Source organism: Sphingomonas sp. PP-CC-3A-396, assembly GCF_004343105.1.
Lineage (GTDB): Bacteria > Pseudomonadota > Alphaproteobacteria > Sphingomonadales > Sphingomonadaceae > Sphingomonas.
On sequence record NZ_SLYF01000010.1, the window covers coordinates 33,874 to 57,609 of the forward strand.

23 protein-coding genes are annotated in these 23,736 nt (G+C 63.5%); 9 read left to right on the forward strand and 14 right to left on the reverse strand.

Annotation, left to right across the window (positions count from 1 at the left end; all coding sequences use genetic code 11):
• Position 1: 1 nt before the first annotated feature.
• The 3 genes from C8J40_RS18195 to C8J40_RS18205 form a co-directional block, all read right to left on the reverse strand.
• Positions 2 to 2,371, reverse strand: a complete 2,370-nt coding sequence (locus C8J40_RS18195) for a TonB-dependent receptor (protein ID WP_132898218.1) — start codon at positions 2,369 to 2,371, stop codon at positions 2 to 4.
• Positions 2,372 to 2,485: 114 nt separating this feature from the next.
• The gene (locus C8J40_RS18200) at positions 2,486 to 3,562 is read right to left on the reverse strand and encodes a phosphotransferase family protein (protein WP_132898219.1); all 1,077 of its coding nucleotides are present in this window, start codon (positions 3,560 to 3,562) and stop codon (positions 2,486 to 2,488) included.
• Entirely contained in the window at positions 3,559 to 4,797 is a 1,239-nt protein-coding gene (locus C8J40_RS18205; RefSeq protein ID WP_132898220.1) for an acyl-CoA dehydrogenase family protein, read from the reverse strand. The genes C8J40_RS18200 and C8J40_RS18205 overlap by 4 nt, the downstream gene beginning before the upstream one ends.
• Before the next feature lie 336 nt (positions 4,798 to 5,133).
• Between C8J40_RS18205 and C8J40_RS18210 the strand changes: the two genes are divergently transcribed.
• The 8 genes from C8J40_RS18210 (at position 5,134) to C8J40_RS18245 (ending at position 12,663) form a co-directional block, all read left to right on the forward strand.
• Positions 5,134 to 5,826, forward strand: coding sequence for a carboxymuconolactone decarboxylase family protein (locus C8J40_RS18210; protein ID WP_132898221.1), 693 nt, complete (start codon positions 5,134 to 5,136; stop codon positions 5,824 to 5,826).
• Positions 5,827 to 5,866: 40 nt separating this feature from the next.
• Positions 5,867 to 6,664, forward strand: a complete 798-nt coding sequence (locus C8J40_RS18215) for an enoyl-CoA hydratase/isomerase family protein (RefSeq protein WP_056485440.1) — start codon at positions 5,867 to 5,869, stop codon at positions 6,662 to 6,664.
• A 16-nt stretch (positions 6,665 to 6,680) separates the two neighbouring features.
• Positions 6,681 to 7,025, forward strand: coding sequence for an EthD family reductase (locus tag C8J40_RS18220; protein ID WP_132898264.1), 345 nt, complete (start codon positions 6,681 to 6,683; stop codon positions 7,023 to 7,025).
• Positions 7,018 to 7,812, forward strand: coding sequence for an SDR family oxidoreductase (locus C8J40_RS18225; RefSeq protein ID WP_132898222.1), 795 nt, complete (start codon positions 7,018 to 7,020; stop codon positions 7,810 to 7,812). Before C8J40_RS18220 ends, C8J40_RS18225 begins: the two co-directional genes overlap by 8 nt.
• Positions 7,805 to 9,301, forward strand: coding sequence for an AMP-binding protein (locus tag C8J40_RS18230; RefSeq protein ID WP_132898223.1), 1,497 nt, complete (start codon positions 7,805 to 7,807; stop codon positions 9,299 to 9,301). The genes C8J40_RS18225 and C8J40_RS18230 overlap by 8 nt, the downstream gene beginning before the upstream one ends.
• Complete coding sequence (locus C8J40_RS18235) at positions 9,298 to 10,071, forward strand: SDR family NAD(P)-dependent oxidoreductase (RefSeq protein ID WP_132898224.1); 774 nt, start codon at positions 9,298 to 9,300, stop codon at positions 10,069 to 10,071. Before C8J40_RS18230 ends, C8J40_RS18235 begins: the two co-directional genes overlap by 4 nt.
• Positions 10,072 to 10,186: 115 nt before the next feature.
• Positions 10,187 to 11,260 carry a phosphotransferase gene (locus tag C8J40_RS18240; protein ID WP_132898225.1) on the forward strand — a complete coding sequence of 358 codons (1,074 nt, stop codon included), beginning with the start codon at positions 10,187 to 10,189 and terminating at the stop codon, positions 11,258 to 11,260.
• Between the two features lie 17 nt (positions 11,261 to 11,277).
• Positions 11,278 to 12,663 carry a carbohydrate porin gene (locus C8J40_RS18245; protein ID WP_132898226.1) on the forward strand — a complete coding sequence of 462 codons (1,386 nt, stop codon included), beginning with the start codon at positions 11,278 to 11,280 and terminating at the stop codon, positions 12,661 to 12,663.
• 202 nt (positions 12,664 to 12,865) lie between these two features.
• Here the strand turns inward: C8J40_RS18245 and C8J40_RS18250 are convergent, their stop codons facing one another.
• Positions 12,866 to 13,768 (reverse strand): LysR family transcriptional regulator, encoded by a 903-nt coding sequence (locus C8J40_RS18250; RefSeq protein ID WP_132898227.1) that lies wholly within the window; start codon positions 13,766 to 13,768, stop codon positions 12,866 to 12,868.
• A gap of 96 nt (positions 13,769 to 13,864) precedes the next feature.
• Between C8J40_RS18250 and C8J40_RS18255 the strand changes: the two genes are divergently transcribed.
• On the forward strand, positions 13,865 to 14,974 hold the full coding sequence (locus C8J40_RS18255) for an aldo/keto reductase (RefSeq protein WP_056677988.1): 1,110 nt from the start codon (positions 13,865 to 13,867) through the stop codon (positions 14,972 to 14,974).
• Between the two features lie 310 nt (positions 14,975 to 15,284).
• On the opposite strand, the gene C8J40_RS18260 is transcribed toward C8J40_RS18255, so the two are convergent.
• From C8J40_RS18260 to C8J40_RS18305, 10 genes are all read right to left on the reverse strand, one after another.
• On the reverse strand, positions 15,285 to 15,980 hold the full coding sequence (locus C8J40_RS18260; protein WP_132898228.1) for a YoaK family protein: 696 nt from the start codon (positions 15,978 to 15,980) through the stop codon (positions 15,285 to 15,287).
• 45 nt (positions 15,981 to 16,025) lie between these two features.
• Entirely contained in the window at positions 16,026 to 17,372 is a 1,347-nt protein-coding gene (locus C8J40_RS18265; protein WP_132898229.1) for an alginate export family protein, read from the reverse strand.
• A complete protein-coding gene (locus C8J40_RS18270) occupies positions 17,365 to 17,793 on the reverse strand; it encodes a DoxX family protein (protein ID WP_132898230.1) in 429 nt (142 codons plus the stop codon). Before C8J40_RS18270 ends, C8J40_RS18265 begins: the two co-directional genes overlap by 8 nt.
• Positions 17,790 to 18,689, reverse strand: coding sequence for a glyoxalase (locus C8J40_RS18275; protein WP_132898231.1), 900 nt, complete (start codon positions 18,687 to 18,689; stop codon positions 17,790 to 17,792). Before C8J40_RS18275 ends, C8J40_RS18270 begins: the two co-directional genes overlap by 4 nt.
• Before the next feature lie 19 nt (positions 18,690 to 18,708).
• Entirely contained in the window at positions 18,709 to 20,553 is a 1,845-nt protein-coding gene (locus C8J40_RS18280) for an amidohydrolase (protein ID WP_132898265.1), read from the reverse strand.
• A gap of 77 nt (positions 20,554 to 20,630) precedes the next feature.
• Positions 20,631 to 20,882 (reverse strand): XapX domain-containing protein, encoded by a 252-nt coding sequence (locus tag C8J40_RS18285; RefSeq protein ID WP_132898232.1) that lies wholly within the window; start codon positions 20,880 to 20,882, stop codon positions 20,631 to 20,633.
• A gap of 4 nt (positions 20,883 to 20,886) precedes the next feature.
• A complete protein-coding gene (locus tag C8J40_RS18290; protein ID WP_132898233.1) occupies positions 20,887 to 21,558 on the reverse strand; it encodes a hydrolase in 672 nt (223 codons plus the stop codon).
• A gap of 26 nt (positions 21,559 to 21,584) precedes the next feature.
• Entirely contained in the window at positions 21,585 to 22,217 is a 633-nt protein-coding gene (locus tag C8J40_RS18295; protein WP_243693484.1) for an AraC family transcriptional regulator, read from the reverse strand.
• Between the two features lie 117 nt (positions 22,218 to 22,334).
• Positions 22,335 to 22,937, reverse strand: a complete 603-nt coding sequence (locus C8J40_RS18300) for a response regulator transcription factor (RefSeq protein ID WP_132898234.1) — start codon at positions 22,935 to 22,937, stop codon at positions 22,335 to 22,337.
• A gap of 104 nt (positions 22,938 to 23,041) precedes the next feature.
• Entirely contained in the window at positions 23,042 to 23,635 is a 594-nt protein-coding gene (locus C8J40_RS18305; protein ID WP_165911505.1) for a M17 family peptidase N-terminal domain-containing protein, read from the reverse strand.
• Positions 23,636 to 23,736 lie beyond the last annotated feature (101 nt).

Below are 23,736 nucleotides of genomic sequence, written 5' to 3' on the forward strand. Positions count from 1 at the left end.
ATCATTTCCCATATCGTATCGTCAGGGTCGCACCGATCGTTCGCGGTGCGCCGACGGTGATCCGTTCAACGTCAAGGTTGCCCAAGCCACCTGCAGCGGCAACTTCGGCGCGCGACACATGATAGAAGTTATACTGGAGACCGTTGGTGGCATATTGCTTGTCAAACAGATTGCGCGCCCAGACACGGATATCCCAGTCGGCGGCGGCCGGTTTGAAAGTCAAAGAAGTATTGGCAACATTCTTGCGCTCGGTCAGTCGTACTGCGGGCTGGCCAAGTCCGGTTGAGGTAACCTGAAACGGGCTGGCGAACTTCGTATCAAAGTGAAAGATCACCGAAGCGCCGCTCGCAAGATCGGCAGTATAATCGAGAAGGGCAGTGAAATCATGCTTCGGCGTGAATGGAGCCTGGTTCCCGGTACAATTCAAACCTGCTGCAGTGCATCCGACGAAACTTGCATAAAAAGCGTCGGTGTAAGCATAATTGGCGCCAATCGACAGGTTGGACGTCGGACGTACCACTGCCTCGACCTCGACGCCGCGAGACCGAAGCTTCCCTGCATTCGAGTCTTGGAACACGCCGTCCACCTGTGACCGCACTTGGAGATTGGCCGTGTCGGCGTGGAAGGCAGCGATATTGATGGTGAGCGCACGATTGAAGAGATCGGTCTTTGTGCCGACCTCATAGCTCCACGTCGTTTGGGCGCGCAGCGGAGTAGCAGCAGCCAGCGGCGTTCGGACGTTGAACGACCAGCCGCCACCCTGAAAGCCCCGCGACGCCGATGCGTAAAACAGGCTGCCACGGAATGGGTGATACTCCGCGATGACGCGCGGGGTCCAACCTTTCCAGCTGTCGACCGCATCGTCATTGGCCGGCAGTTGCTGGAAGTAAGGACCGCCCTGGAACGGAGACGATCCGATATGCTGCGTGTAGCCCGTTTTGCGCTCGTAGCTGTAACGAAGGCCGGCGGTCAGCGACAATTTGTCCGTGAACTTGTATTTTCCCTCGGCATACGGTCCGAAGCTGCGATTCTCGATCTGTCCCTCGAACGTCTGACCTGGCGTATATCGACCCGCATTGAGGACCGAGAAGAAGAGGTTCGGATCGCGACCGTCGAAACCGAACGTGATCTTGTGGTTCAAGTCCTCATAGCCGAAATATGCGCCCGCGACGAAATCGAAGGGGCCGCCAAGGTCTGATGTGAACCGGAATTCCTGACTTACCTGCCACTCGTCGTTCGTGTTGAGTGAAGGAAAGTTGACGGGGTTCGGGCCTCCATCGGCGTCTTCGGCAAGCCTCGACTTCAGGTATCGGTATCCCGTGATCGAACTGATCTGTCCGATGGCGGTCTCGTAACTCGCATTGAGCAACGCGGTGCCGATCGTACGCCGCGTAAACCCATCGTCATCGAGAAGCACTTTGTGAAGATTGCCGTTCGTTCGTTCTTGTACCGATGCCGCCAGGGCGCCGTCGCCGACTATGGTAGGGCCATCGCCGGACCCAACGCGGCGTAGGTAGGAGCCGCTCGCGACGATGTTCCATTTCTCGTTGGGCCGCCAGCGAACAGACGCCCGATAGGAAGATACCTTGTTATTCGCGAGGTAGTTGTCGGTGATCAAATTGTGCTGATATCCGCCAACCGACTTCACGCTGTAAGCGAAACGTCCGGCGAGAGTTTCCGATATCGGTACGTTGATGAATCCGTCAGCCTCCAACCCGCCGCGGCCGCCTTTATAGGTCACTCCAGTCAACGTCGCGCGGCCGCTGCTGACGCCAATCTCGGCCATGTTGTTGGTGACGACGAGTGCGCCGCCCACGGCATTGCGACCGAAGGTCGTTCCTTGCGGTCCGCGAAGTATCGACACTTGGGAGACGTCATAGAGATTGGCGTCGAACGACGCGAGCGTCCCGTAGAATATGTCGTCGATATACACCCCGACCGGACTTTCCAGACCGGGTGAATCGTTGATGGTACCCTGACCTCGGATTTGTACCGTAACGACCGATGTACCTTTGACCGGTACGAAGGTGGGGCCAGGTGCGATCTTCACGATCTCGGCGAAATTGTCGACCTTGCGAGCCTGAATTTGCTCTTCCCCCAGCGCGCTGACGGCGATCGGTACATTCTGGAGACGTTCGGACCGCCGCGTCGCGGTGACGATGATGTCGCCGGCGATGCCAGTTGCCGCTGTTGCCTGCGGCGTCGGTACCGCGTCCGTCACGCTGCCGGCCGGGGGGGCTGGCGTAGTCGGAATAACGGGTTCCTGTTCCCCGGGCGTCGTGGTGCCGGCGGCTTGGGAATGAGCCGTCATCGGAGTAAGCAGGGCAAGCGTCGAAACACCTAGCGCCAACGGAATCATCGATCGCGTCATATAATCCTCTCCTTTAATCGTCCGATCTGTTGTCGGATCTGATGGTCGCTTGTTTCGCTCCGTAGTCAGATGGTCGCTGTGACCGACGGTAGGTTTCAGGCCGCGAAAGGAAGGTCAGCCTGCGCCGGCCTCGCGCGCTGAGTGCCATGCGGCCAAGGCGAGGGGACGGATCCGCTGGATGATTTCGCCTGCATTGGCGGCGGTCTGCACACCGTCTCGCGCGCGCCCGGCGATGCCCTGCAAGATGGCCGCAACCCGGAACAGGTTGAACGCGGTGTAGAAGGGATGCGTGGGGTCGACGTCGAACCCTGTGCGTTCGCAATACGTCCGGGCATAAGCCTCGGGCGTCGGGATACCGAGGGCCGTCAGGTCGGCGCCGCGCAACGTTCCGCGCACATCAACCCCCTCGGGGCGAAACCACTCCATCATGTGATAGGTCAGGTCCCCGAGCGGATCCCCCAACGTCGACAGTTCCCAGTCGATCACCGCCGCGACGCGAGGTTCGGTCGGGTGGATCAGCAAATTGTGGAACGAATAGTCGCCGTGGATGATCGTCGTGCGTTCGTCGCTTGGCGGAATGGCCCCTGGCAGCCACTCGGCCAGCCAGTCCATTTCCGGTATATCGACCGTCCGTGACGCCTCGTATTGGCGCGTCCAGCGTGAGATTTGACGGACGAAATAATTTCCCGGGCGACCATAGTCGGCAAGACCGAGCGCCGCATAATCAACGCGATGAAGTCGGGCGAGCGTGTCGTTTGCGGAATCATACACCGCCGCGCGCTCGGCCGGGGACAATTGCGGCATGCGGGGGTCCCAGAAGCCGCGGCCGGGTACATGTCGCATGACGTAGAACATTGTGCCGATGACATCGAGGTCCTCGCACAGCACCAGCGGTTCGGGAACGGGCAGCCCCGCTTCGAACAGCGCGCGCGTAATGCGATATTCGCGATCCACCGCATGCGCCGACGCGAGCAGGACGCCAGCCGGCTTCCGGCGCAATACATATTTGGCATTCGGAGTCGTCAGCAGGAATGTCGGATTGGACTGGCCGCCCTGAAACTGATCGACGGCCATGGGACCAGAAAACCCAGGTACTACCCCAACGAGGTAACGCTCCAGCGTCGCCTCGTCGAACTGGGTACCAGGCACGACTGCTTCGGTCTGGCCGATCGTTGCAGCGGGAGCACTCATGCCGCCAACTCCCCACGGTACTTGTCGAATTCCATGCGTGCGAGCTGACGTTCGTGCACTTCGTCGGGGCCGTCGGTCAGACGGACGATGCGGGTGTTCGCCCACAACTCGGCCAATCCGAAATCGTCACTGACGCCTCCACCGCCATGCGCCTGAATGGCATCGTCGACGATTTGCTGCGCCATGCGGGGCGCGGCGATCTTGATCATCGCGATTTCCGCGCGCGCGGCCTTGTTGCCCACGGTGTCCATCATGTCGGCCGCCTTCAGGCATAGGAGGCGCGTCATCTCGATCTCGCAACGCGCGCGCGCGATCCGCTCTTCCCACACCGAATGTTCGGCGATAGCCTTGCCGAACGTATGGCGGGTCAGGAGTCGCCGGCACATCTTTTCGAGCGCCACCTCCATCGTCGCAATGTTGCGCATGGTATGATGGATTCGACCGGGCCCGAGGCGGCCCTGCGCGATCTCGAAGCCGCGTCCCTCGCCGAGCAGCATGTTGTCGACGGGCACGCGAACGTCCTCGAGCAATACCTCGAAATGGCCGTGCGGCGCGTGATCGTAACCGAATACGGGCAGGTGGCGCAGCAAGGTCACGCCCGGCGTGTCGCGCGGCACCAGGATCATCGATTGCTGTTTATAGGCCGCCGCGTCGGGGTCGGTCTTGCCCATGAGAATGAAGAAGTCGCACCTGGGATGGCCCGCACCGGACGACCACCATTTACGGCCGTTGATGACATACTCATCGCCATCGCGGCGGATCGCGGTCTGTATGTTGCGCGCGTCGGACGAGGCGACGGCGGGTTCGGTCATCAGGAACGCAGACCGCGTGATCCCGTCACGCAGCGGCACCATGAAACGTGCCTTTTGTGCAGGCGTACCATACCGGTGAAGCACCTCGAAATTGCCGGTGTCGGGCGCCATGCAATTGAAGACTTCGCTCGCGAATGACACGCGACCCATCAGCTCCGCGATCGGGGCATAATCGAGGTTCGTCAGCCCGGGACTGGTGAAGAATTCGTCGTCATGCTCCGAAGGGGGCATAAAGAAATTCCACAATCCTTCGTCGCGGGCTTTGGCTTTAAGCTCTTCGAATATTGGCGGAATATCGTTCCAGCGATCGATTTTCGCGGCTTGCTCGTGATAAACCGGAACGGCAGGAATGATATGCTCGTCCATGAATGCGCGGACACGGCCCATCCAGGCCTGCGATCGATCCGAATGCTCGAAATTCATGCTGCTACCCCTGCCTAACAACTAAATCATCACTCAATCGACCGGTCGGTCGTGTACTGATAAAGCTATTCGACCGACCGGTCGGCTGTCAACCGGTCTTGTGGCGCCTGGGGCGGAACATGGACGCGCCAAATCGCCGGGTTCGGCAGATATCGATTCGTGAAATCCATTGACCAATTAGACAGGCGACCGACCGGTCGGACGGTGCTTAGATACTGACGTTGGAGTATCGGTTCGGCAGGATGGTAATCGCGACCACCGGACCGCCAACCAAGAAAAAAGATTGACGCCCGACCGGACGGTCGACACAATTGGCGGCGAGAGAGGATAGTGCCGATGAGTTCGTCGAACGGGCTGGAAGACGCGGTATTGCTGCGGTCTCACGCCCCTTACACGCTGGCTGGGTATGCGGCCTTTCGCGACGTCATCGATCGGGACGGAGCCGTTCCGGCGCGGTTGAAGGCGTTGTTCGTCGCGGTCACGGCAACCGATCGGCGCTATCCCGATCTTGCTCGCCGCGAACTCGTTCGTGGCGTGGGTCTGGGTCTCACCGTGACGGAGGCGACTGCCGGAATCATCGTCTTGAGCAGCCTGCGCGGTGAAGGTGCGGCGCTGGAATTCGCCGAACTAGTTACCAGGACGATGGCGTTGGGCGAGTTACCGAAACCACAACCGTTACCCGACGCCGCACCTGGCGAAGCAGTCGCCAATTTCGAGGCGTATTTCGGGACGATTCCTCCGCCGCTGGCCCAGTTGCTGCGGCTCGTGCCGCGGGCCGCGGACGCATATTATCTCATGCGTCGCGGCAGCATCGACGCGAACCCGCTGTCGCCCAAGCATGGCGAACTGCTGCTGCTGGCGATCCTCGCGGCCGGGTATAGCCCGATGGCGGCAACGCATGTTCGCGGTGCCCGCCGGGCGGGCGCCAGCGACGAGGAAATCGCCGAAGCGGTGCTCTGCGCGATCCCCGCAGCAGGGGTTGCCGCCTGGATGGCCGTTGGCGCGCTGCTGGAGCCGGCAGCGGACTGACTTTCTACAAGTATTTCCATCACTAAAAACGGAGAGCGACATGGAACTCGAAAAAGACGTCATCCAGTATGAACTGGCGGATAATGGTATCTGTACGATTTGGCTGAACCGGCCTCACAAGCGGAACTGCGTCAGCCCCCAGCTGCTGCGCGAACTCGAGGTCGCGGTCGATCGCGCTGCTGCCGACAAGAAGGCATTGGCCGTGGTGTTTCGCGGACGCGGCAACACGTTCTGCTCTGGCGCTGATCTGGACCAGCTGGTTGGTCCGGTGCTGCACGAGAGCACGGTCTCGCTGCAGCTCGCGATCGATTCGGCGCGGACCTACGACAAGATCTACAACATGTCGAAGCCGACCATCGCTGCAGTCGAAGGCTATGCCGTCGCGGGTGGCTTCGAATTGATGATCTCGTGCGATTTCGCACTGGCTGCATCGGAAGCGAAGATCGGCGATTTCCATATCCGCCGCGCGCTGTTCGGCGGTGCCGGACCGATTTATCGCCTGCCGCGCTACATCGGCATGCGCAAGTCCAAGGAACTGATGCTGACCGGCAAACTGCTGACCGGCGACGAGACGGTCGAGTGGAACCTGTGCAACGCGTCTGCACCCGCCGACAAGTTCGATGCTCTGATCGCCGACTTCTGCGCGCCGCTGATCGACAAGAGCCCGTTCTGCATGTGGATGACCAAGATGGCGCTGAACCGCGGCATGGACGCGGACACGAACACGCTCATCACGCTTGAGACGATGACCTGCAACGTCGTCCACCATTCCGCCGATGCGAAGGAAGGCGTCGCCGCGTTCCTAGAGAAGCGCAAGCCGGTCTGGACGGGCAACTAAGGTGACGAAGGTCAGCATGGTCGTGCTCGCAAGCCGTCCCGACGACTGGACGCAGGCGCGTTTCACCGAGTGGTGGCGCGGGCCCCATGCCGGTGCCGCCCGGGTACTGCCTGGTCTCGTCGCGTATCGCCACGGCGTCGTGACGAAGGACTATGACAGTCCCGAAACGCCGGGATGGGACGGGCACGCCGTGCTGACCTTCGCTGATCAGGCGGCGCTCGACGTCGCCTTCGCCTCGCCCGAATGGAAGGCGGCGACTGCCCAGACCCGGGGGATGGGCGGTCGGCGGATCATCCTGATTACCGAGGAGGTAGATCTGCTGGAATCGCAGGTTCAGTCGAAGGAGTATGGAGATGAGTGAACTCTCTCCTGGCTTTATGGCTCAAGGCTTTCGACTGGACGGCCAGCGTGCGCTCATCACCGGCGGACGCGGCGCACTGGCAGAGGCGATGGCCGCGACCTTGGCGGATCTGGGCTGCGCCGTAGCACTCGCCTCCCGCAACGGCGACGAATGTGTTGCGTTAGCCAACACGATCACCGAGCGCTTTGGCACGCAGGCGATCGGACTGTCCTGCGATATCTCGGATGAGGGCTCCATCGAGGCCGCCGTGACCGAGACGATCGCTCGACTTGGCGGTCTCGACATCCTCGTCAACAATGCCGGTGCCTCGTGGTGGGGGCTTCCCCAGGACATTCCACTCAAGGGCTGGCGCAAGGTCATGGAGGTGAACGTCACCGGCACGTTCCTCGCGTGCCGCCAAGCGGCACGGCACATGATCGCGCATGGCGGCGGCGCCATCGTCAACATCGCCTCGGTCGGCGCCTTCATCTCCTACCGCCCTGCGGATGGCCAGGTCGTGCCGTACACGACAAGCAAGGCGGCTATCGTTCACCTGACGAGTGATCTGGCTGCGCAATGGGCCGAGCACGGCATACGCGTGAATGCGATCGCGCCGGGATCGATCGAGACCGGCATGACCGAGACGCTTGATCCCGCGATTCAGGAAAAGACCCGGGCACGCATCCTGATGGGGCGCTTCGGACGCCCCGACGAAGTCTCCGGTACGCTGGCCCTGCTTGCCTCCCAGGCCGGCAGTTTCATTACCGGCCAGACTTTCCTCGTGGACGGAGGGCAATCCCTTGGCTGACCTGAGCGCGGACGGACTTGTCTGGTCCGACGACCGGCTATGGCCGCAGTTCGTGGCGAGGGCCGACGAAGATCCAGCCGCGACGGCCCTGGTCGATTGCGATGATCGACGATGGACCCGGGACGAGCTTCGCGCCGAGGCGGATGTCCTGCAGGTCCGTCTGCGTGCGGCGGGGGTCGGCGCAGGATCCCGCGTGCTGGTGGCCGGGCACAAGCGCGCGAGCACCTTGGTCGTGGCGCTCGCCGTATCGGCGTGCGAGGCGATCTTCTGCCCCTATTCGCCAAAATTGTCCGACGCCGACCGGACGATGCTGGTGGGTCGGCTTGGCCATGCAGCGCACATTTACGGGGATGCCGACGAAGCGATCCGTATCGATCCCGCTCCTTCGACAGACCGCTCCAACGATTTTCGCAACCGCGACGCTGCGCTGATCGGGTTCACGTCCGGTACGACAGGCGTGCCCAAGGGCGTGATGCACGGGTCGACGGCGTTGAACTACGCAACGCGTGCCTGCGCTGCCAATGCCGGCCTGAAGCCGGGAGACTCGATCCTCGGAATCGTACCGCTCGACAGCGCACCGGGTTTCACGTTCACCGCGCATTTCGCCCTGTCGCTTGGCCACCCGCTCGTGCTGATCGATCCATGGGATCCCGTCGCAGCAATGCGACGTGCGACCGTTCATGGCTGCGGCTGGGCGATCATGGTGCCAACGCATCTTTATACGATGGTGGAGGCGGCGAAGACGGGGGCGTGGTCGGGGCGATTGCCGTTACGTGCGGTGGCGGTTGGCGGCAGCGCGATGACGCCTGAACTGATCGCCGATGCCGATACTCTGCTCGGCCTGAAGGCACTGCGTATGTTCGGCATGTCGGAATGCATGGGACATTGTTCGACATTGCCGACAGACACGCTCGTGAGGCGTCAATCAACCGATGGCCGACCCTTCCCGGGAACGCTCGAGGAAGCCTTCGATACGGACGGACGTCCGCTGCCGCGCGGCGAGCGTGGACAGGCGGGCGTGCGCGGACCGTCGCTGTTCCTGGGCTATGCCGACGATCTGGGAGCCGGACAGGAGCGCATGACGCCCGACGGCTATTACCTGACCGGCGACGAGATAGTCCGCGACGATGAGGGCTATGTCCGGGTGGTGGGTCGTATCAAGGACCAGATCATTCGCGGCGGCCTGAACATCGACCCCGCCGAGATCGAAGCCGCACTCCTGCGCCACCCGGCGCTCGCCGAAGTGGCAGTGGTCGGCGTTCCGGAACGCAAGCTTGGCGAGCAGGCTTGCGCAGTCTGTCGGATACGCGATGGGGCGTCGCCAATCAGTTTCGACGAGATGATCGCGCATCTTCAACGCGAAGGAATGTCGCGCAAGAAATGGCCGGAACATCTGGTTCTGGTCGATGAGATGGCGATCGGCGCGACCGGAAAGCTCGACAAGAAGGCCATGGCCGCGCGTGCGGTTGCGGCACTGGTGTCAGCATGATTGGATTTTCGTTCGACCTGACCGGCCGTGTCGCGCTGGTCACCGGGGCCTCCTCGGGACTGGGGCGTCGGTTTGCGACCATATTGGCGGCGAGCGGTGCGAAAGTGGTGATCGGTGCGCGGCGTGCCGAACTGCTCGACACGCTTGCGCAGGAGATAGCGGACAATGGCGGCGAAGCGCTGCCGCTGGCGATGGATGTCACCGACGAGGCCTCGATCATAGCGGCCTATGATGAAGCCGCAGCACGCTTCGGCCCGGTCGATACGGTCATTGCCAACGCGGGACTGAACGTCGCAGGCAGTTCTCTCGGGCTGGAGGCCGACGCCTTCGACCGGATCGTCGCGGTCAATCTCCGGGGCGTGTTCCTGACGGCACGCGAAGGTGCGCGGCGCATGGTGGCAGCCGGTTCTCAGGACCGCGAACATGGTCGCATCACGATAATATCGTCGATCACCGCGCATCAACCGGGGGCGGGCATTGCCCCGTACAGCGCGACAAAGGCTGCCGTCGCCCAGATGGGGCGATCGCTGGCGAAGGACTGGGCACGCAAGGGCATCAACGTCAACGTGCTTTGCCCCGGCTACATCTCGACTGAAATGAACGAGACGCTTTGGGATCAGCCGGCGGGGCAGGGGTTGCTCGCGTCCTTTCCGCGAAAGCGCGTCATGGACAGCGACGCGCTTGATGCGATGATCCTGTATTTCTCGTCCGATGCAAGCCGGAACCTGACCGGTTCGGTGATGACGATCGACGACGGGCAGACGCTTTGAGGGTTTGGCATACCAGGGTTGGTCGGCGCGATACCGCGCGTTTCGCCGCTGGACTGGCGCTGGCCTTCCCGGTGAACGGCTACCGCGGCGCCGCAAGTTGCGGGTCGAGCACGTCATGACGCGAGTCACCGATGCCAATCTGGGGACCACGCCGGTACGCCCAGGTTTCGAGCTCGACGAAGGCGCGTTGGACAGGTGGATGCGCGAGCATGTGGCGGACTATCAGGGGCCGCTGATCGTCACGCAGTTTCGCGGTGGGCAATCCAATCCGACTTACCATCTGGCTACGCCGAAACGACGTTACGTCCTGCGTCGCAAGCCGCCCGGGCCGTTGCTGAAGGGCGCTCACGCCGTCGACCGCGAAGCCAGGGTGCTGATCGCCCTCGAGCGTGCCGGCTTTCCGGTGGCGCACGTGCACGGATTGTCGGTGGACGACACGGTGATCGGCACGATGTTCTACGTCATGGACATGGTCGAAGGGCGCGTCGTCTGGGACGCAACTTTTCCTGACGTACCTGCCGAGGAGCGGGCTGCGTATTTCGATGCGATGAATGCGACGATGGCGCAGCTTCACGGGATCGATCCAGGCGCGATCGGGCTCGCGGACTATGGCCGGCCCGGCAATTACTTCGAACGTCAGATCGCGCGGTGGTCGAGCCAGTATCTGTCCGACGATGCTGCGGGGCGGGATCCGTATATGGACCGACTCGTCGAATGGCTGCCTGCGAACATTCCCGTTGACGACGATGTATCGTCCATCGTGCACGGCGACTTCCGCTGCGACAATCTGATCTTTCACCCCAGCGAACCTCGGACTTTGGCGGTGCTCGACTGGGAATTGTCGACACTCGGGCATCCGGGAGCGGACTTCGCCTATCATGCCATGATGTACCGGATGCCGGCACATATCGTCGCCGGGCTTGGTGGTGTGGATCCGGCGTCGCTCCGGATCCCGTCCGAACAAGCGTATCTGCAAGCCTATTGTGCCCGGCGTGGCTTGGCTTCGATGCCCGGATACGACTTCTACATCGCGTTCAACTTCTTCCGCCTCGCCGCGATCTTCCACGGAATAAAGGGCCGCGTGCTGAACGGTACGGCGGCGTCCGCCGAGGCACGTCAGCGCGTCGCGGTGCTGCCCGAGTTGATGGCGCTGGCCTGGGCGCAGGCGGAGCGCGCGACGCGTCGCTGATATTTGGAGAGTTGCGTATGTCCGATCCTACCGCATTCCGCTGCGCTGCCGCGCTATTGGCGTTGACAGCGCCCGCCGCGGCTCTTGCTCAGGTGCCTGCGCGACCGGTTCCCCCCGAACAGACGACACAGCCGGCCACGACGAGCGCGTTGCCAGATGACAGCGTGTTGCCCGCGCCCGATCGCTTCAAGCGGTTTGACGATCTTAGTCTGAAGGGCTGGGCAATCTCGTATCCGAAGGTCGCCGATACGATCCTCGCCGATCATCAAGGCGTTCGTGATGCGCTCGCCGATATCGGCATCGGCATTTCGCCGATAAATACGGCTAATTTCCAGTATGACTTCTTGCAGAACGATCGCGGCTATCGTGGACCACAGCTTTATAACGGTCAGCGAATAACCCGAACGAATACCACGGCCAGCCTCACCGCGACCTATGATCTCGGCCGTATTGGCCTCAGGGGCGGACAGGTCGCGACGACATTGAGCATCGTCGACAACAGCTTTCCAGCAGTGAACGGTCCGAAGAAAATCCGGATCGGTCGTCTGCACTATTATCAGGATGTGATCGCCGGGGTGTTGGACTTCAAAGCGGGCTACATCGACAACACGCAGGAGTTCCTCGGGATCAACGTCGGTGGCAATCTGGCAACCGGAAACCTTGGACCGCAGGCGACGATCCCGTTCCAACTCGGTTTGAGTTATGGCGGGTTTGCTGCGCCCGGTATCAACGTCCGGGTACGATCCAAGACCGGCTTCTATAACAAATTCGGTATTCAGCGCAGCTTGCCACCAGGGGGCGCGACAGCGGAAAACGCCGTAAACCCTGGAGGTTTCCGATTCTCCCCTCCAGGGACTGGCGTATTATTGATCGACGAAATCGGTTTCAATCGGGCATCGGCGCCCGGAACCAAATCTGCCTGGGTACGGTTCGGCGGCATTCATAATTCGACGCGCTACACTCGCTTTTCCGACGGTGCGCAAAAAGATAATTGGGCGGTTTTCGTCGCTGCCGATCGACAGCTGACGCAGACCGATCCGGGAAAACCGTTTCGCGGAATCTATGCCGGAGCGACATTCAACTACGCACCACCCGAACAGAACTTTTACACGCAATATTACGAGGGCCGTGTCTATGGCGTCGGTCTCATTAAAAGCCGTCCGTTCGATCTGGCGTCGTTGGTAACAACGTATAACGTGTATAGTCCGGAGGGACTGCGTGCTCGCGTCCCGACAAACCAATCATTCTACAAAGGTACCTGGGCTGCCACGGCCAGCTACGCCTATCGCGCTGCGGCGGGAATCTATATCCAGCCGGGCTTGGGAGTAACGGTGCATCCGATCTTCAGCCCAAGGTTCGGGCCAGCACTGAACGGCTACCTGAGCCTGATCACGTTGTTCTAGTTACTGACCTCATATAATTTACGACCGGCCTGGTTGCGCTGAAATGATATTGTCAAAGCTTTGTGTACTGCCATCGTACTAGGATGCTAACGATCAAAGTTTGGCAATATGCACTATTATTTTAAAGATGAATGAGTGTCCGAAGTTGGAAAAGGGGCGAGGCCTCCTAAACGTCCGCTTGTGGGTCAACGCAGCTGTTTGATCATGGTATGCCAGTAGGTGTCCACCGGAGCGTGTCGACCAGTACGCGCAGCGCCGGCGTGATCTGTCGGCTCGGATAGTAAAGGTAGCACCCAGGAAAGGGCGGGCACCAGGTGTCGAGCACCTGAATCAATTGGCCGTTGGCAATCTCTTCGGCGACGTCATGCTCCAGCATATAGCCCAGCCCCGCGCCTGCGCGGACCGCGGCGGCCGACAGCACCTCGTCGTTTACGATCAGCTGCCCAGTCGGGCGGAATCTGATCTCGCGGCCGTCGCGCTCGAACTCCCACGGCAGCAGGCCGCCGCCGCCGAGCAACCGGTAGTTGATGCAATTGTGGTTCTCCAGATCGGCGGGGGCTGCAGGCAACGAGCGGCCTTCGAAATAGCCCGGTGTTCCGACCACGAGCGTGCGCAGCGCAGGGCCCACCGGCACCGCCACCATGTCGAGATCGACGGTTTCGCCCAGCCTGATACCCGCATCGAAACCACCCGCCACCAGATCTACCAGCCGATCTTCGACGATTACCTCAACCGAAATGTCGGGATGCTCGCGTAGGAATTGCGGCAAGATCGGCGCGAGCACAGTGCGCGCCGCATAGCCGAACGTGGTCAGCCGGATCGCGCCCGAGGGTATGCCGCGCCAATCGGCAAGCGCGGACAATCCTCGCGCCACCTCCTGCAAAGCCGGGTCGAGCGAGCTTAGCAGGCGCTCCCCGGCAACGGTCGGAGCAACGCTTCGCGTGGTGCGCGCGAGCAAGCGGACACCGAGCCGTGCCTCGAGACTGCGCATCGCGTGGCTGAGCGCGGAGGGTGAGAGACCGAGTTCCGCCGCGGCACGGGTAAAGCTTCGCGCGCGGGCCACCGCCGCGAAGGCGGCCAGATCGTCGAGGTCGCCACGCTTCATTGCTGCAGATCTTTCACAAGGCCTTGTCGGCGATGACGGCTAATCCCCCCGCAAACAAGCACTATTCTCAGGTCCACTTTCCAAGGAGCTACAGCAATGACCCTCACCACCTATCGCACGCTCGGACGTTCGGGACTGACGGTCAGTCCGCTCGCGCTCGGCACGATGACCTTTGGCGCCGGACGATGGGGTGCGGACGAAGCGACTGCGCGGGTGATTTTCGACACCTATGTTGAGGCAGGCGGTAACTTTGCCGATACGGCCGATGTCTATTCCGGCGGGCAGAGCGAGGAGATGCTCGGCCGCTTCATCGCCGAGCGGGGAAACCGCGACCGGATGGTGATCGCAACCAAATCAGGCTTCCCGCGGAGCGAGGGAACGCCGCTCGCCGGCGGCAATTCCGCACGCAACATCCGCGACGGGATCGAAGGATCGCTCGGCCGGCTCGGTACCGACTTCATCGACATGTACTGGACGCACGTCTGGGACCGCACGACCCCGCCCGAGGAAGTGCTGCGCGCGCTGACCGATGCGGTGCGGCGCGGCGACATCCTCTATTACGGTTTCTCCAATGCACCTGCCTGGTACGCCGCGCAGATCGCGACGTTGGCGCGCGCCCATGGCCTGCCCGAGCCGATCGGCCTGCAATATTCCTACTCGCTGATCGACCGCGGCGTCGAACTAGAAGTGATACCCGCAGGGCACGCGCTCGGGTTGGGGCTCGTCGCCTGGAGTCCCTTGGCGGCGGGGATGCTCACCGGGAAATACGGCCGCGACAAGATCGCCGAGGCCGGCCCGGCCGGCAGTCTGCCCAACCGTGCCGGCGACGCGGCGCCCAGCGGGAGCAACGGCCGGCTGAACGGCGACAATCCCTTTGGCGGCATGCTGTTCACCGAAAAGAATTTCGAAGTGGTGGACGTATTGCGCGTGATCGCCGCTGAAATCGGTCGGCCGATGGCGCAGGTCGCGCTCGCCTGGGTCGCGGCGCGCGGCGGTGTTGCTTCGGTCCTTGTGGGCGCAAGTCGGCCCGAGCAGCTGCTGGAAAACATTGCCGCGCTGGACATCGTCTTCAGTACCGATCAGCAGGCACGGCTCGATGCCGTGGGCGCGCCGCCGATGCTCAATCCGTATTTTATCTTTGCCTTGCCGCGCGCCCGAATTTTCGGTGGTCAGGCGATCGAGCCTTGGGCGCCAACCTTCGTATAATTGGATGAGATGGTGGCGGGGAGCGTGCTGGCAACATCCCCGCCTCTGTCCAGTTGATCCGTCACATCACAAGACTTGTTCATCGCTGGTCCGAGTGGATATGAACAAGCGTCCGAAGTTGGGAGGCCCGAAGGTACGCTGAATGTCGGTTTCTGGGTCATCAAGACCAATGTGATCTGGGGGCGTGATGATTAAACCTCGTCGTCATTTGCATTCGTGATGCGCGTGCGGGATTGGCACTGCTCGAAAGCGTCCAGCAGCGAAGCGCCTATCACACCATTTGCAAAACGCTGCTTCGACATAACGTTTATCAGGTCGAAGATACTGCTTCCAGACGATAGGCGAAGGCCAGCGTTCCGAACAACACGACGGTTCCGGCGAGGGCGAGCGGCGCGTAGAGACCGACATGCACTAGCAGTCCCGCGCCCAGCGCCGCGCCGGCAAAGATCGCGATGACGGCGCCCACGCGTCGCCTCCAGTTCGTGCTCGTTCCACCGGCGGCTCGTGAGTCTGCGCTAAGCCCCGTCAGCGTCAAGGTGAGGACCGTCGTCGTGAGATCCGCCACCTTGAGTTGTCGGATGGTGGCGTTGCGATATCCCATCGCGATCCCCGTCAGGCCGATGATAAGGTAGAGCCGTGCCTCAGGCGATTGTGCAGCTACGTCGAACCCCAGCGCCAATATCGCGGCGGCCCAGAGCAGCGCGGTTTCCACGATGGCGGATGTCAAGAGCCAGCGTCGTTCCGATCCCCCTGCATGGGCCTTTCCGGTCCGTCCGCCGACGAGTGCGCCGATCATGAAGCTAGCCAGCGCGGCCACGAAGGGCAGCATCTTGAACCCCGGCGCGCCCGATGCCGCGAAGCCCAGGAACACGACGTTCCCGGTCATGTTGGCCGTGAAGACCTTGCCGAGACCAAGCACGCTGGCCGCGTCGACGAGGCCCGTCGTGACGGAAAGCAGGAGTAGCAACGGCACGCGGGGGTCGGTGGGTGTAGCGGTGGTGGCCATGTCGATCTCCAGGATCCGTGTTCGTGCGAGGAAGAGGCGGTGTGGTCAGAACCGGAAATTGCTCTCGAGGCCGAGCATGACGATCGTCCGGCCGGAGCCCGTGTCGTAGATGAACCGCCCAGCGTCGAAGGCGGATAGCGATGTCGAGAGTTCGAGTTCGGGCGTCGCCTGCCAGGCCAAGGTCGCCTCGATCTCCTTGCCGATGAAGCGTGCCTTGGACGTGCCCGGCGCGCGCAGGAGATTGCCGGGAACGTCGTAGACACCGTCGGCACGCGCGTATCGCCAATAGGCCATGCCGCTGATGCTGGCGGAAACGCCTGGCGTTGCGGTCATCGCCACACGCGGGTTCACGCTGACGATGTTCGACGGCCCCACCGGCGACAGCTCGCCGAAATATTTGCCTTTTGGAAACAGGGCATTGAACGTGCCGAGCGTGCGGTCGCCGCGGCGGCGGTCACCGCTGACGATGTTGAACCGCATGACGGCATCCGGTGCAAATGGGGCGTTGGGGAAGGATCTTCCGACTTCTGTACCGAGCGTCCATGCACCGATCCTGTTGCCGCCAAAGCGGCCGAACTGCGCGACGCCCTCGATATTCCATTGCCAGTCGCCGGCGGTTCCGAACGATCGCGCGCCGACGCTGTGACGCAGTTCGCGCCCGGTGCGTCCGCCGAACGCGGCGCGGGCATTGCGGTAACCGAGATAATAGATGTCGAGACCGGGAAGCGTGGCATAGGCGCCCCAGAGCGACTTGCTGCGCGAGCGCGTGTCGTCGAACGATTTCGGACCCAGCTGTACCGGACGCACCGCCAGCACGCTGACGGTTGCCGCCCCGATCTGGACGATGCCGCGCGCGCCGTCGAAAGCCAGCGGTACGTTCGGGCCGTAGCGTGTGCCGACGAGGCGTTCGGTGCCGAGCGAGAGCATCTGCCGGCCGGCGCGCAACGTCACCGCGCCAATGTCGACATCCGCAAACCCTTGGAGCACGTCCACACGCGTCTGATCGACGGGGCTGGCGGAGGGCGCGACGCCTGCCGCATAGGCGATGATCGGCTGGACGAACGCGCGCGCTTTTCCGACATGCAGGTCGGCGTACGGGACGACGCGGGCCCAGAGGTAACTGTCGTCGGGCGCATCCGCATCGCCCCACAAATTATCGTGGTACGTCTCGTTGCGCAGACGGAATTCGACTCCGGTGACGAGATAGGCGTCCGCCGTGATCGGGATGTATTTGAACGGGCCCGTCCAATGGTCCTTCCGCTCTGCCGGATCGCGAAGGCTCGTCCAATCCTCGTCGTAGCGCGTGACGGTCAGCGTCGGGGGCTGCCACGCCTCGGTCTGCGCGGCCGCCGGGTTCGTCGACGCCAATCCCAGCAGCAGGAGCCTACGCACGTCTCGCTTCCATCTCCGCGACCATGGCCGCGAGGACGAATCCGCCGATCAGGCCGAGATGTTCGAAGAAGGCGTTCGTGGCCATGAAACGCTCCTGGCCGGCGGGCATCGCCCAGAATGCATTGGCCGTGATGGCGGCGAACAGCGTGAAGACGCCGAGCATGCCTGCGCCGAGCCAGACGAACCGACCGGACAGGATCAGCAGCGGGCCGACGATCTCGATCGCGACGGTCAGCGCCGCCCACAGGGCGGGCGGGGACATGCCGAAGTGCGCCTGCTCGGCGACCGCGGCAGTCCAGTCGCTCGCCTTGACGATTCCGCCGAGCAAATACGCCCCGACGAGCGCAAGGCGGGCAAGGAAGCCCGTCCAGCTCCAGTCGAGAATGGCTCCGACGAAGCGCGGTGCACGAGCGGCGGTCATCGGACCATCGGCGAATGGATTTCGGCGATATAGCCGCCGGGGAAGCGAACGATCGCGGACTGCCGGTCGCTCTCGGCATGCGGCTCGACCAGCGTTTCGACGCCGACCGCTTTCGCCTTGGCCAGCGTGGCTTGCAGGTTGCCCACCTCATAGCCGGTCACGTCGCGGCCATAGGGCCAGGGGAGCTGGTTGTCGGATACCATCACGGTCGTCTTGCCGTAGCCGGATGCGACGCGGATACGCCGATAGTGCGTGCCCGGCCGGCCGATCTCACTGCCATCCGCCGCCTTGTCGTCGGCAACGACCTTGCCGTGCGCGAAACCGGTCCAGCTCTTCACGAAGGCGTCCGCGGCGTCGGGCGTGAGGTAGACGCGGTTCTCGGGGATGGTCGCCAGCGCGGGATAGTTCGGCTTGGCGGTGTGCCAGTAGATCTGCATGCCGACTCCGCCCGGCCATTGGACGACGGCATCGCAGCCGATCGGATCGGGGAACGTCGTTATGGTGCGGGTCGCGCCGTGCTTGACTGCCGACGCGACGGCCGCGTCGATGTCGGTAACGAGATAGCCGTTGCGCTCGCTGCCGAACGGGAACGGGACCGGCGTGGTGAAGCCGAATACCGAAATCGATCCGGCGGGCATAAGCACGAGTTGCGAGAAGGTCTTGCTGATCGTCGGCGTGACCTGGAACGCGCCCTTCTTCGTGGCTGTCCCGCCGAACGTGGCGGTCAGGCTGGCGACGAAGCGGTCGAAATCCTCCGGCGCGACGTAGACATGGGTCGTGTCGTATTGTGGCCCCACCGCATAGTCGGCGGTCGCCGGAGCGTCGCGGGCAAAGCCGGGCGCGGAGGGCGACAGGCCGAGCAAGGCTATTGCGATAAGCAGGTTTGTACGGTTCATTCTCAGTCTCCCCATCATGTCAGACCGCCCAGCAGCCGCAGCCGAACGAACCCCAGAAGCTCTGGACGTCGGCCACGGGGACCTCGCGGCCGAGAGCGGCGGCATGGTCGTGTCCGTGAACCGAACAGCCGCTTGCGCAGCCGCACGCGGCGGCGAGTTTCGCCAAGGCTTCGGGCGTGCGGTGGTAGCCGCCGAACGTCGCGACCGGCGACCAGTCGGGCATCGGTTTGGGTAGCGACGGCGCGAGCGGGGCGTAGTCGCCTTCGCCGAACACCACCTTGCCGCCGAGCAGCGTCAGGACGGACCGCAGGTGCGGGACGTCGGTCTCGGGAACGGTCAGGTAATCGCCCGACAGCACGGCGAGATCGGCGAGTTGCCCGACCTTGATCCGGCCCTTCTTGCCGACCTCGTTCGAGAACCAGGTGTTCTCGTGCGTCCACATCGCCAGCGCCTTCTCACGGCTGACGCGGTTGGCACCGGGGTAGAGACCCAGCCCCCCGACGGTCCTGCCGGTCACGAGCCAGTTGAGCGACACCCACGGATTGTAGCTGGCCACCCGCGTCGCGTCGGTACCGGCGCCGACATGGATCCCGGCGGCGAGCATCTTGGCGATCGGCGGCGTCCGCTCGGCGGCCTTGGTGCCGTAACGTTCGACGAAATACTCGCCCTGATACGCCATGCGGTGCTGGATCGCGATGCCACCGCCGAGCGCTGCGATCCGATCGATGTTGCGGTCGGTGATCGTCTCTGCATGGTCGAAGAACCAGTTGATCCCGTCGAACGGAATGTCTTTCGCGACCTTCTCGTACACGTCGAGCGCGCGGCCGATCGTCTGATCGTAGGTCGCGTGCAGGCGCCACGGCCATTTATATTCGGCGAGCAGCCGGATGACGGGTTCGAGATCGCCTTCCATGCTCGGCGGCATGTCGGGGCGCTCGACGCGGAAGTCCTCGAAGTCGGCAGCTGAATAGACGAGCATCTCGCCGGCGCCGTTGTGGCGGTATGTGTCGTCGCCCTGGCCCGGCTTGACCTGCTTCACCCAGCCCTGGAAGTCGGCGAGTTCCTCCTTCGGCTTCTGCGTGAAGAGATTGTAGCTGATGCGCAGCGTCAGCTGGTCGTCGGCATGTAGCTTTTCGATGATCTCATAGTCGTCGGGATAGTTTTGAAAGCCGCCGCCGGCATCGATCACGCCGGTGACGCCGAGCGAATTCATCTCGCGCATGAAGTGTCGGGTGGAATTGAGCTGATATTCAGGCGGCAACTTCGGTCCCTTGGCGAGCGTCGAATAGAGGATCGTCGCATTGGGATGCGCAAGCAGCAGCCCGGTCGGGTTGCCCGCCGCATCGCGGACGATCTCACCGCCGGGCGGGTTGGGCGTGTCCTTGCCGTAACCGACGACGCGCAAGGCTGCGGCGTTCAGCAGTGCGCGATCGTAAAGATGGAGGATGAACACCGGCGTGTCGGGTGCCACCGCGTTGAGTTCGGCGATCGTCGGCAGGCGCTTCTCAGCGAACTGGTGTTCGGTGAAGCCGCCGACGACGCGCACCCATTGCGGCGCAGGGGTGTTGTCGACCTGTCTCTTGAGCATCGCCATCGCGTCGGCGAGGCTCGGCACGCCGTCCCATCGCAGTTCGAGGTTATAGTTCAGCCCGCCGCGGATGATGTGCATGTGGCTGTCGATCAACCCGGGAATGACGCGTCGCCCACCCGCGTCGATCACGGTCGCGTCCGGAGCCGCCGCGCGCACGTCCTGCTCGGAGCCGACCACGAGGAACTTGCCGTCGCGGATCGCGATCGCCCGCGCCTCGGGGTTCTCGCGGTCGAGCGTCGTCACCTTCGCATTTACGAGGATCAGGTCGGACATGGTCGGTCTCCGGTTGCCGGCTAGCAGCGGGGCAAGCGTCGCCGCTGCCCCGCCGAGGATGGTCGTGCGGCGGTCAATCACGCCGCATCGTCGTGGTGATGGCCGGGCAGCATCCCGAACACGTGATCGGTGCAGGCCGCCCGGATCGCGGCGGCCTTGTCACGGCTCGCCCACAGGCTCTTCGCGAGCGGCACTGCCTGCTCGCCGAGCAATATGCCGGCGAGCCCGATCAGCGCGATCGTCGGCGGGGCCGGCGACCGGACCTTCAGCAGCGCATAGATCACGCCGACGAACAGGCCGGCGGCGAGCGAGATCAGGTACGGCCGCACCGGATCAGTGCCCGCCTTCGGACGCGCCGAACATCGTCTTGGCGTAGGTGATGCCGAGCCCGTAGGCGCCGGCGAATTTCCGCGCGACGCCGGTGACCGCGTCGTAGGTTTCGGTCCGCGCCCAGTCGCGCTGTAACTCGAGCAGATACTGGACCGATGTCATCGGCACCGCGCCCAGCTGGATCATCCGCTGGACCGCGCGCTCATGCGCCTCGACCGAAACGTCGCCGCATGCGTCGCTGATGAAATACGCCTCGAAGCCCTGGTCGATCGCCGACGCAACCGGGCCGACGATGCACACGCCGGTCCACAGCCCTGCGAACACGATCCGCGTCTTTCCGATCCGGTTGATCTCGTCGATCACCGCGGCGTCTTCCCAGGTGTTCATTGAGGTGCGGTCGAGCAGCGGCTCGCCGGGGAACGCGTCGGTGATCTCGCTGAACATCGGCCCGGAGAAGCTGTCGACCGCGACAGTCGTCAGGATCGTCGGCACGTCGAACACCGCCGCGGCATGGCTGATGAGGGCGGCATTGTTGCGCAGCAATTCGGTCGCGATCGACTTGGTCGCGAACGCCATCTGCGACTGGAAGTCGATCAGCACGAGCGTGTGATCGGTCGGCGAGATCAGCGATGCGCCGGGCGTGGCGGTTGCAGTGATGGCGGCGGTGATGGTCATGATAGTCTCCCGTTGGAAAAGGTCGGTCAGCGCGCCTGCCAGGTGCGGCGCCAGATCAGCGGCGTCGCACCGACCACACGGCGGAACAGCCGGGTCAGGTGCGCCTGGTCGGTGAGCCCGCAGGCGTAGGCGATGTGGCTGAGCGTATCGTCGGTCTGCAGCATCAGCGTCTGCGCGCGGCGGACGCGCTGGCGGATCAGGAAGGCGTGCGGCGTCTCGCCCGTCGTCACCTTGAAGGCGCGGCAGAAATGCCCGGTGCTGAGCCGCGCGACCTCGGCGAGTGCGTCGACCCCGATCGTCGCGCCCAGATACGTATCGATATATTGGACGACGTTGCGCACTTGCCACGCGGCGAGCCCGCCCTTGACCGGCTTGGCCTTCGCGGTCGGGCCGCCAGCGGGTGCGCCATCGTCGGCGAACCCATTCCCGACATCGTCGGCGAACCCATTCCCGACATCGTCGGCGAACCCATTCCCGACATCGTCGGCGAACCCATTCCCGACATCGTCGGCGAACATCGCCGCGAGCCGCTCCAGATAATGCCGTGCGACCTGCGGATCGTGATCGAGCGTGCTGACCGCATTCGCGACCAGGCTGGCGGCCACCGTCGGCACGAACCCGCGCGGCAGTGCGGTCGCGGGAGGAAGGGTATGCAGCATCGCCAGGGTCTCCGTCGCAGTCTGTACGAAGGAGCATAGGGGATGCGGATCAATCGCCTGCGCCCCGGCCGGGGTGGCGCTCGCCCCCTCTTTAGAGGCGGGGGATGTCGTCCCGGATCAGAGCGTGATGATCCCGCGCTTGGCGGCGATCGTCACCGCGTGCGTGCGGTCCGACGCGCCGAGTTTCGCGAAGATCAGCTTCATATGGCCCTTCACCGTCTCTTCCGAGACGGCGAGCTTGGCGGCGATCTGCTTGTTCGAATTGCCCGACGCGGCCAGCGAAAGCACGCCGATCTCGCGCTCGGTCAGCGCATCCTCGATGACGTGGAAGGCGATGCTCGATGCCACCTGCGCGTTCAGATGCTTGCCTCCCGCGTGCACCGAGCGGATCGTGTCGAGCAGTTCCTTGCGCAGCGTGTTCTTCAGCAGGTATCCGGACGCCCCCGCGCGCAACGCCCGCAACGCCTGCGCATCGCCCGAATAGGTGGTCAGCACGACGATCCGCGCGTGCGGCCAGTTGCTCCGCATCGCCGCAATCGTGTCGACGCCGCCGATCCCCGGCATCTGCAGATCCATGAGAACGATATCGGGGAGACGCGTCGGGTAGAGCGCGAGCGCCTGTTCGCCGGACTCGGCCTCCGCGACCACCGCCAGGTCCTCCTGCGTTTCGATTACGGCCTTCACGCCTTCGCGAAGGAAGGGATGATCGTCGACGATCATGATCCGGATCCGGGGGGAGGGCGGCAATTCGGGCTCTCGGGCTGGCTGAAAGGAGAGTGGCAACCCTGCGCCGTGACTGGCGGATATGGCAAGCGGCCGCTGCGTCACTGCACGGCGAGCCGGTCGAAGCTGGCGCGAAAGACCTCGACCACCGTCTCGAACCGCCCCGCGCCGACGCAGAACACCCAGCGCGATAGCGTCGGGGTTGGAACGTCGGACAGTGCGTCTAACAGCCCGGCGAGCATCGCGTCGGGCGTACCGGCCAGCCCGCCCGGATCGAGGCCGCTGTCGAGCAGGCTCGGCGCGAACGCCGCCGAGGTCGCCTCGATCCGGATCGTTTCGCACGCCGCGGTCGCCACCGCCTGTCGCATCGTCGCGGGCGTCCATACCGCAGGATCGCCGAGCCCGATCGCGAGCACGGTGTTCGCGTGGATCGGTGGCGCCGGTGCCGACAAGGTCAGCACGTCGCCCATGTCGGCGCGAAAAATGCCGTCGGCGCGCAACCGCGTGATCGCGCCGCCGAGGGCCGCATCGAGATTGCCCAGTCCGCCGCCGGGCCGCGCCCGACCGGTCTCGTGCGTGAAGACGCCCGCGCTCGCGACCATCACCTCGACGCTCACTGCGTCGCGCGGCGCGACATCAATGCGGACACCCCGCCACACGCCGATCGTCGCCGCGTCGTCGGTCCGACCGTCCATCGGCGGCATCCTGTTCTCCCGTCGATCCGGTGCGGACCTATGTCATTGATATCACTAGCTTGGCACAGGATCGTGGACAGGACTGACCCAATTTGGACAAT

What these genes read in the sequence shown, in the direction of transcription:
- C8J40_RS18195 (WP_132898218.1), bottom strand. Translation starts at nt 2,371, where the DNA reads ATGACGCGATCGATGATTCCGTTGGCGCTAGGTGTTTCGACGCTTGCC.
- C8J40_RS18200 (WP_132898219.1), bottom strand. Translation starts at nt 3,562, where the DNA reads ATGAGTGCTCCCGCTGCAACGATCGGCCAGACCGAAGCAGTCGTGCCT.
- C8J40_RS18205 (WP_132898220.1), bottom strand. Translation starts at nt 4,797, where the DNA reads ATGAATTTCGAGCATTCGGATCGATCGCAGGCCTGGATGGGCCGTGTC.
- C8J40_RS18210 (WP_132898221.1), top strand. Translation starts at nt 5,134, where the DNA reads ATGAGTTCGTCGAACGGGCTGGAAGACGCGGTATTGCTGCGGTCTCAC.
- C8J40_RS18215 (WP_056485440.1), top strand. Translation starts at nt 5,867, where the DNA reads ATGGAACTCGAAAAAGACGTCATCCAGTATGAACTGGCGGATAATGGT.
- C8J40_RS18220 (WP_132898264.1), top strand. Translation starts at nt 6,681, where the DNA reads ATGGTCGTGCTCGCAAGCCGTCCCGACGACTGGACGCAGGCGCGTTTC.
- C8J40_RS18225 (WP_132898222.1), top strand. Translation starts at nt 7,018, where the DNA reads ATGAGTGAACTCTCTCCTGGCTTTATGGCTCAAGGCTTTCGACTGGAC.
- C8J40_RS18235 (WP_132898224.1), top strand. Translation starts at nt 9,298, where the DNA reads ATGATTGGATTTTCGTTCGACCTGACCGGCCGTGTCGCGCTGGTCACC.
- C8J40_RS18240 (WP_132898225.1), top strand. Translation starts at nt 10,187, where the DNA reads ATGACGCGAGTCACCGATGCCAATCTGGGGACCACGCCGGTACGCCCA.
- C8J40_RS18245 (WP_132898226.1), top strand. Translation starts at nt 11,278, where the DNA reads ATGTCCGATCCTACCGCATTCCGCTGCGCTGCCGCGCTATTGGCGTTG.
- C8J40_RS18250 (WP_132898227.1), bottom strand. Translation starts at nt 13,768, where the DNA reads ATGAAGCGTGGCGACCTCGACGATCTGGCCGCCTTCGCGGCGGTGGCC.
- C8J40_RS18255 (WP_056677988.1), top strand. Translation starts at nt 13,865, where the DNA reads ATGACCCTCACCACCTATCGCACGCTCGGACGTTCGGGACTGACGGTC.
- C8J40_RS18260 (WP_132898228.1), bottom strand. Translation starts at nt 15,980, where the DNA reads ATGGCCACCACCGCTACACCCACCGACCCCCGCGTGCCGTTGCTACTC.
- C8J40_RS18270 (WP_132898230.1), bottom strand. Translation starts at nt 17,793, where the DNA reads ATGACCGCCGCTCGTGCACCGCGCTTCGTCGGAGCCATTCTCGACTGG.
- C8J40_RS18275 (WP_132898231.1), bottom strand. Translation starts at nt 18,689, where the DNA reads ATGAACCGTACAAACCTGCTTATCGCAATAGCCTTGCTCGGCCTGTCG.
- C8J40_RS18280 (WP_132898265.1), bottom strand. Translation starts at nt 20,553, where the DNA reads ATGTCCGACCTGATCCTCGTAAATGCGAAGGTGACGACGCTCGACCGC.
- C8J40_RS18290 (WP_132898233.1), bottom strand. Translation starts at nt 21,558, where the DNA reads ATGACCATCACCGCCGCCATCACTGCAACCGCCACGCCCGGCGCATCG.
- C8J40_RS18295 (WP_243693484.1), bottom strand. Translation starts at nt 22,217, where the DNA reads ATGCTGCATACCCTTCCTCCCGCGACCGCACTGCCGCGCGGGTTCGTG.
- C8J40_RS18300 (WP_132898234.1), bottom strand. Translation starts at nt 22,937, where the DNA reads ATGATCGTCGACGATCATCCCTTCCTTCGCGAAGGCGTGAAGGCCGTA.
- C8J40_RS18305 (WP_165911505.1), bottom strand. Translation starts at nt 23,635, where the DNA reads ATGGACGGTCGGACCGACGACGCGGCGACGATCGGCGTGTGGCGGGGT.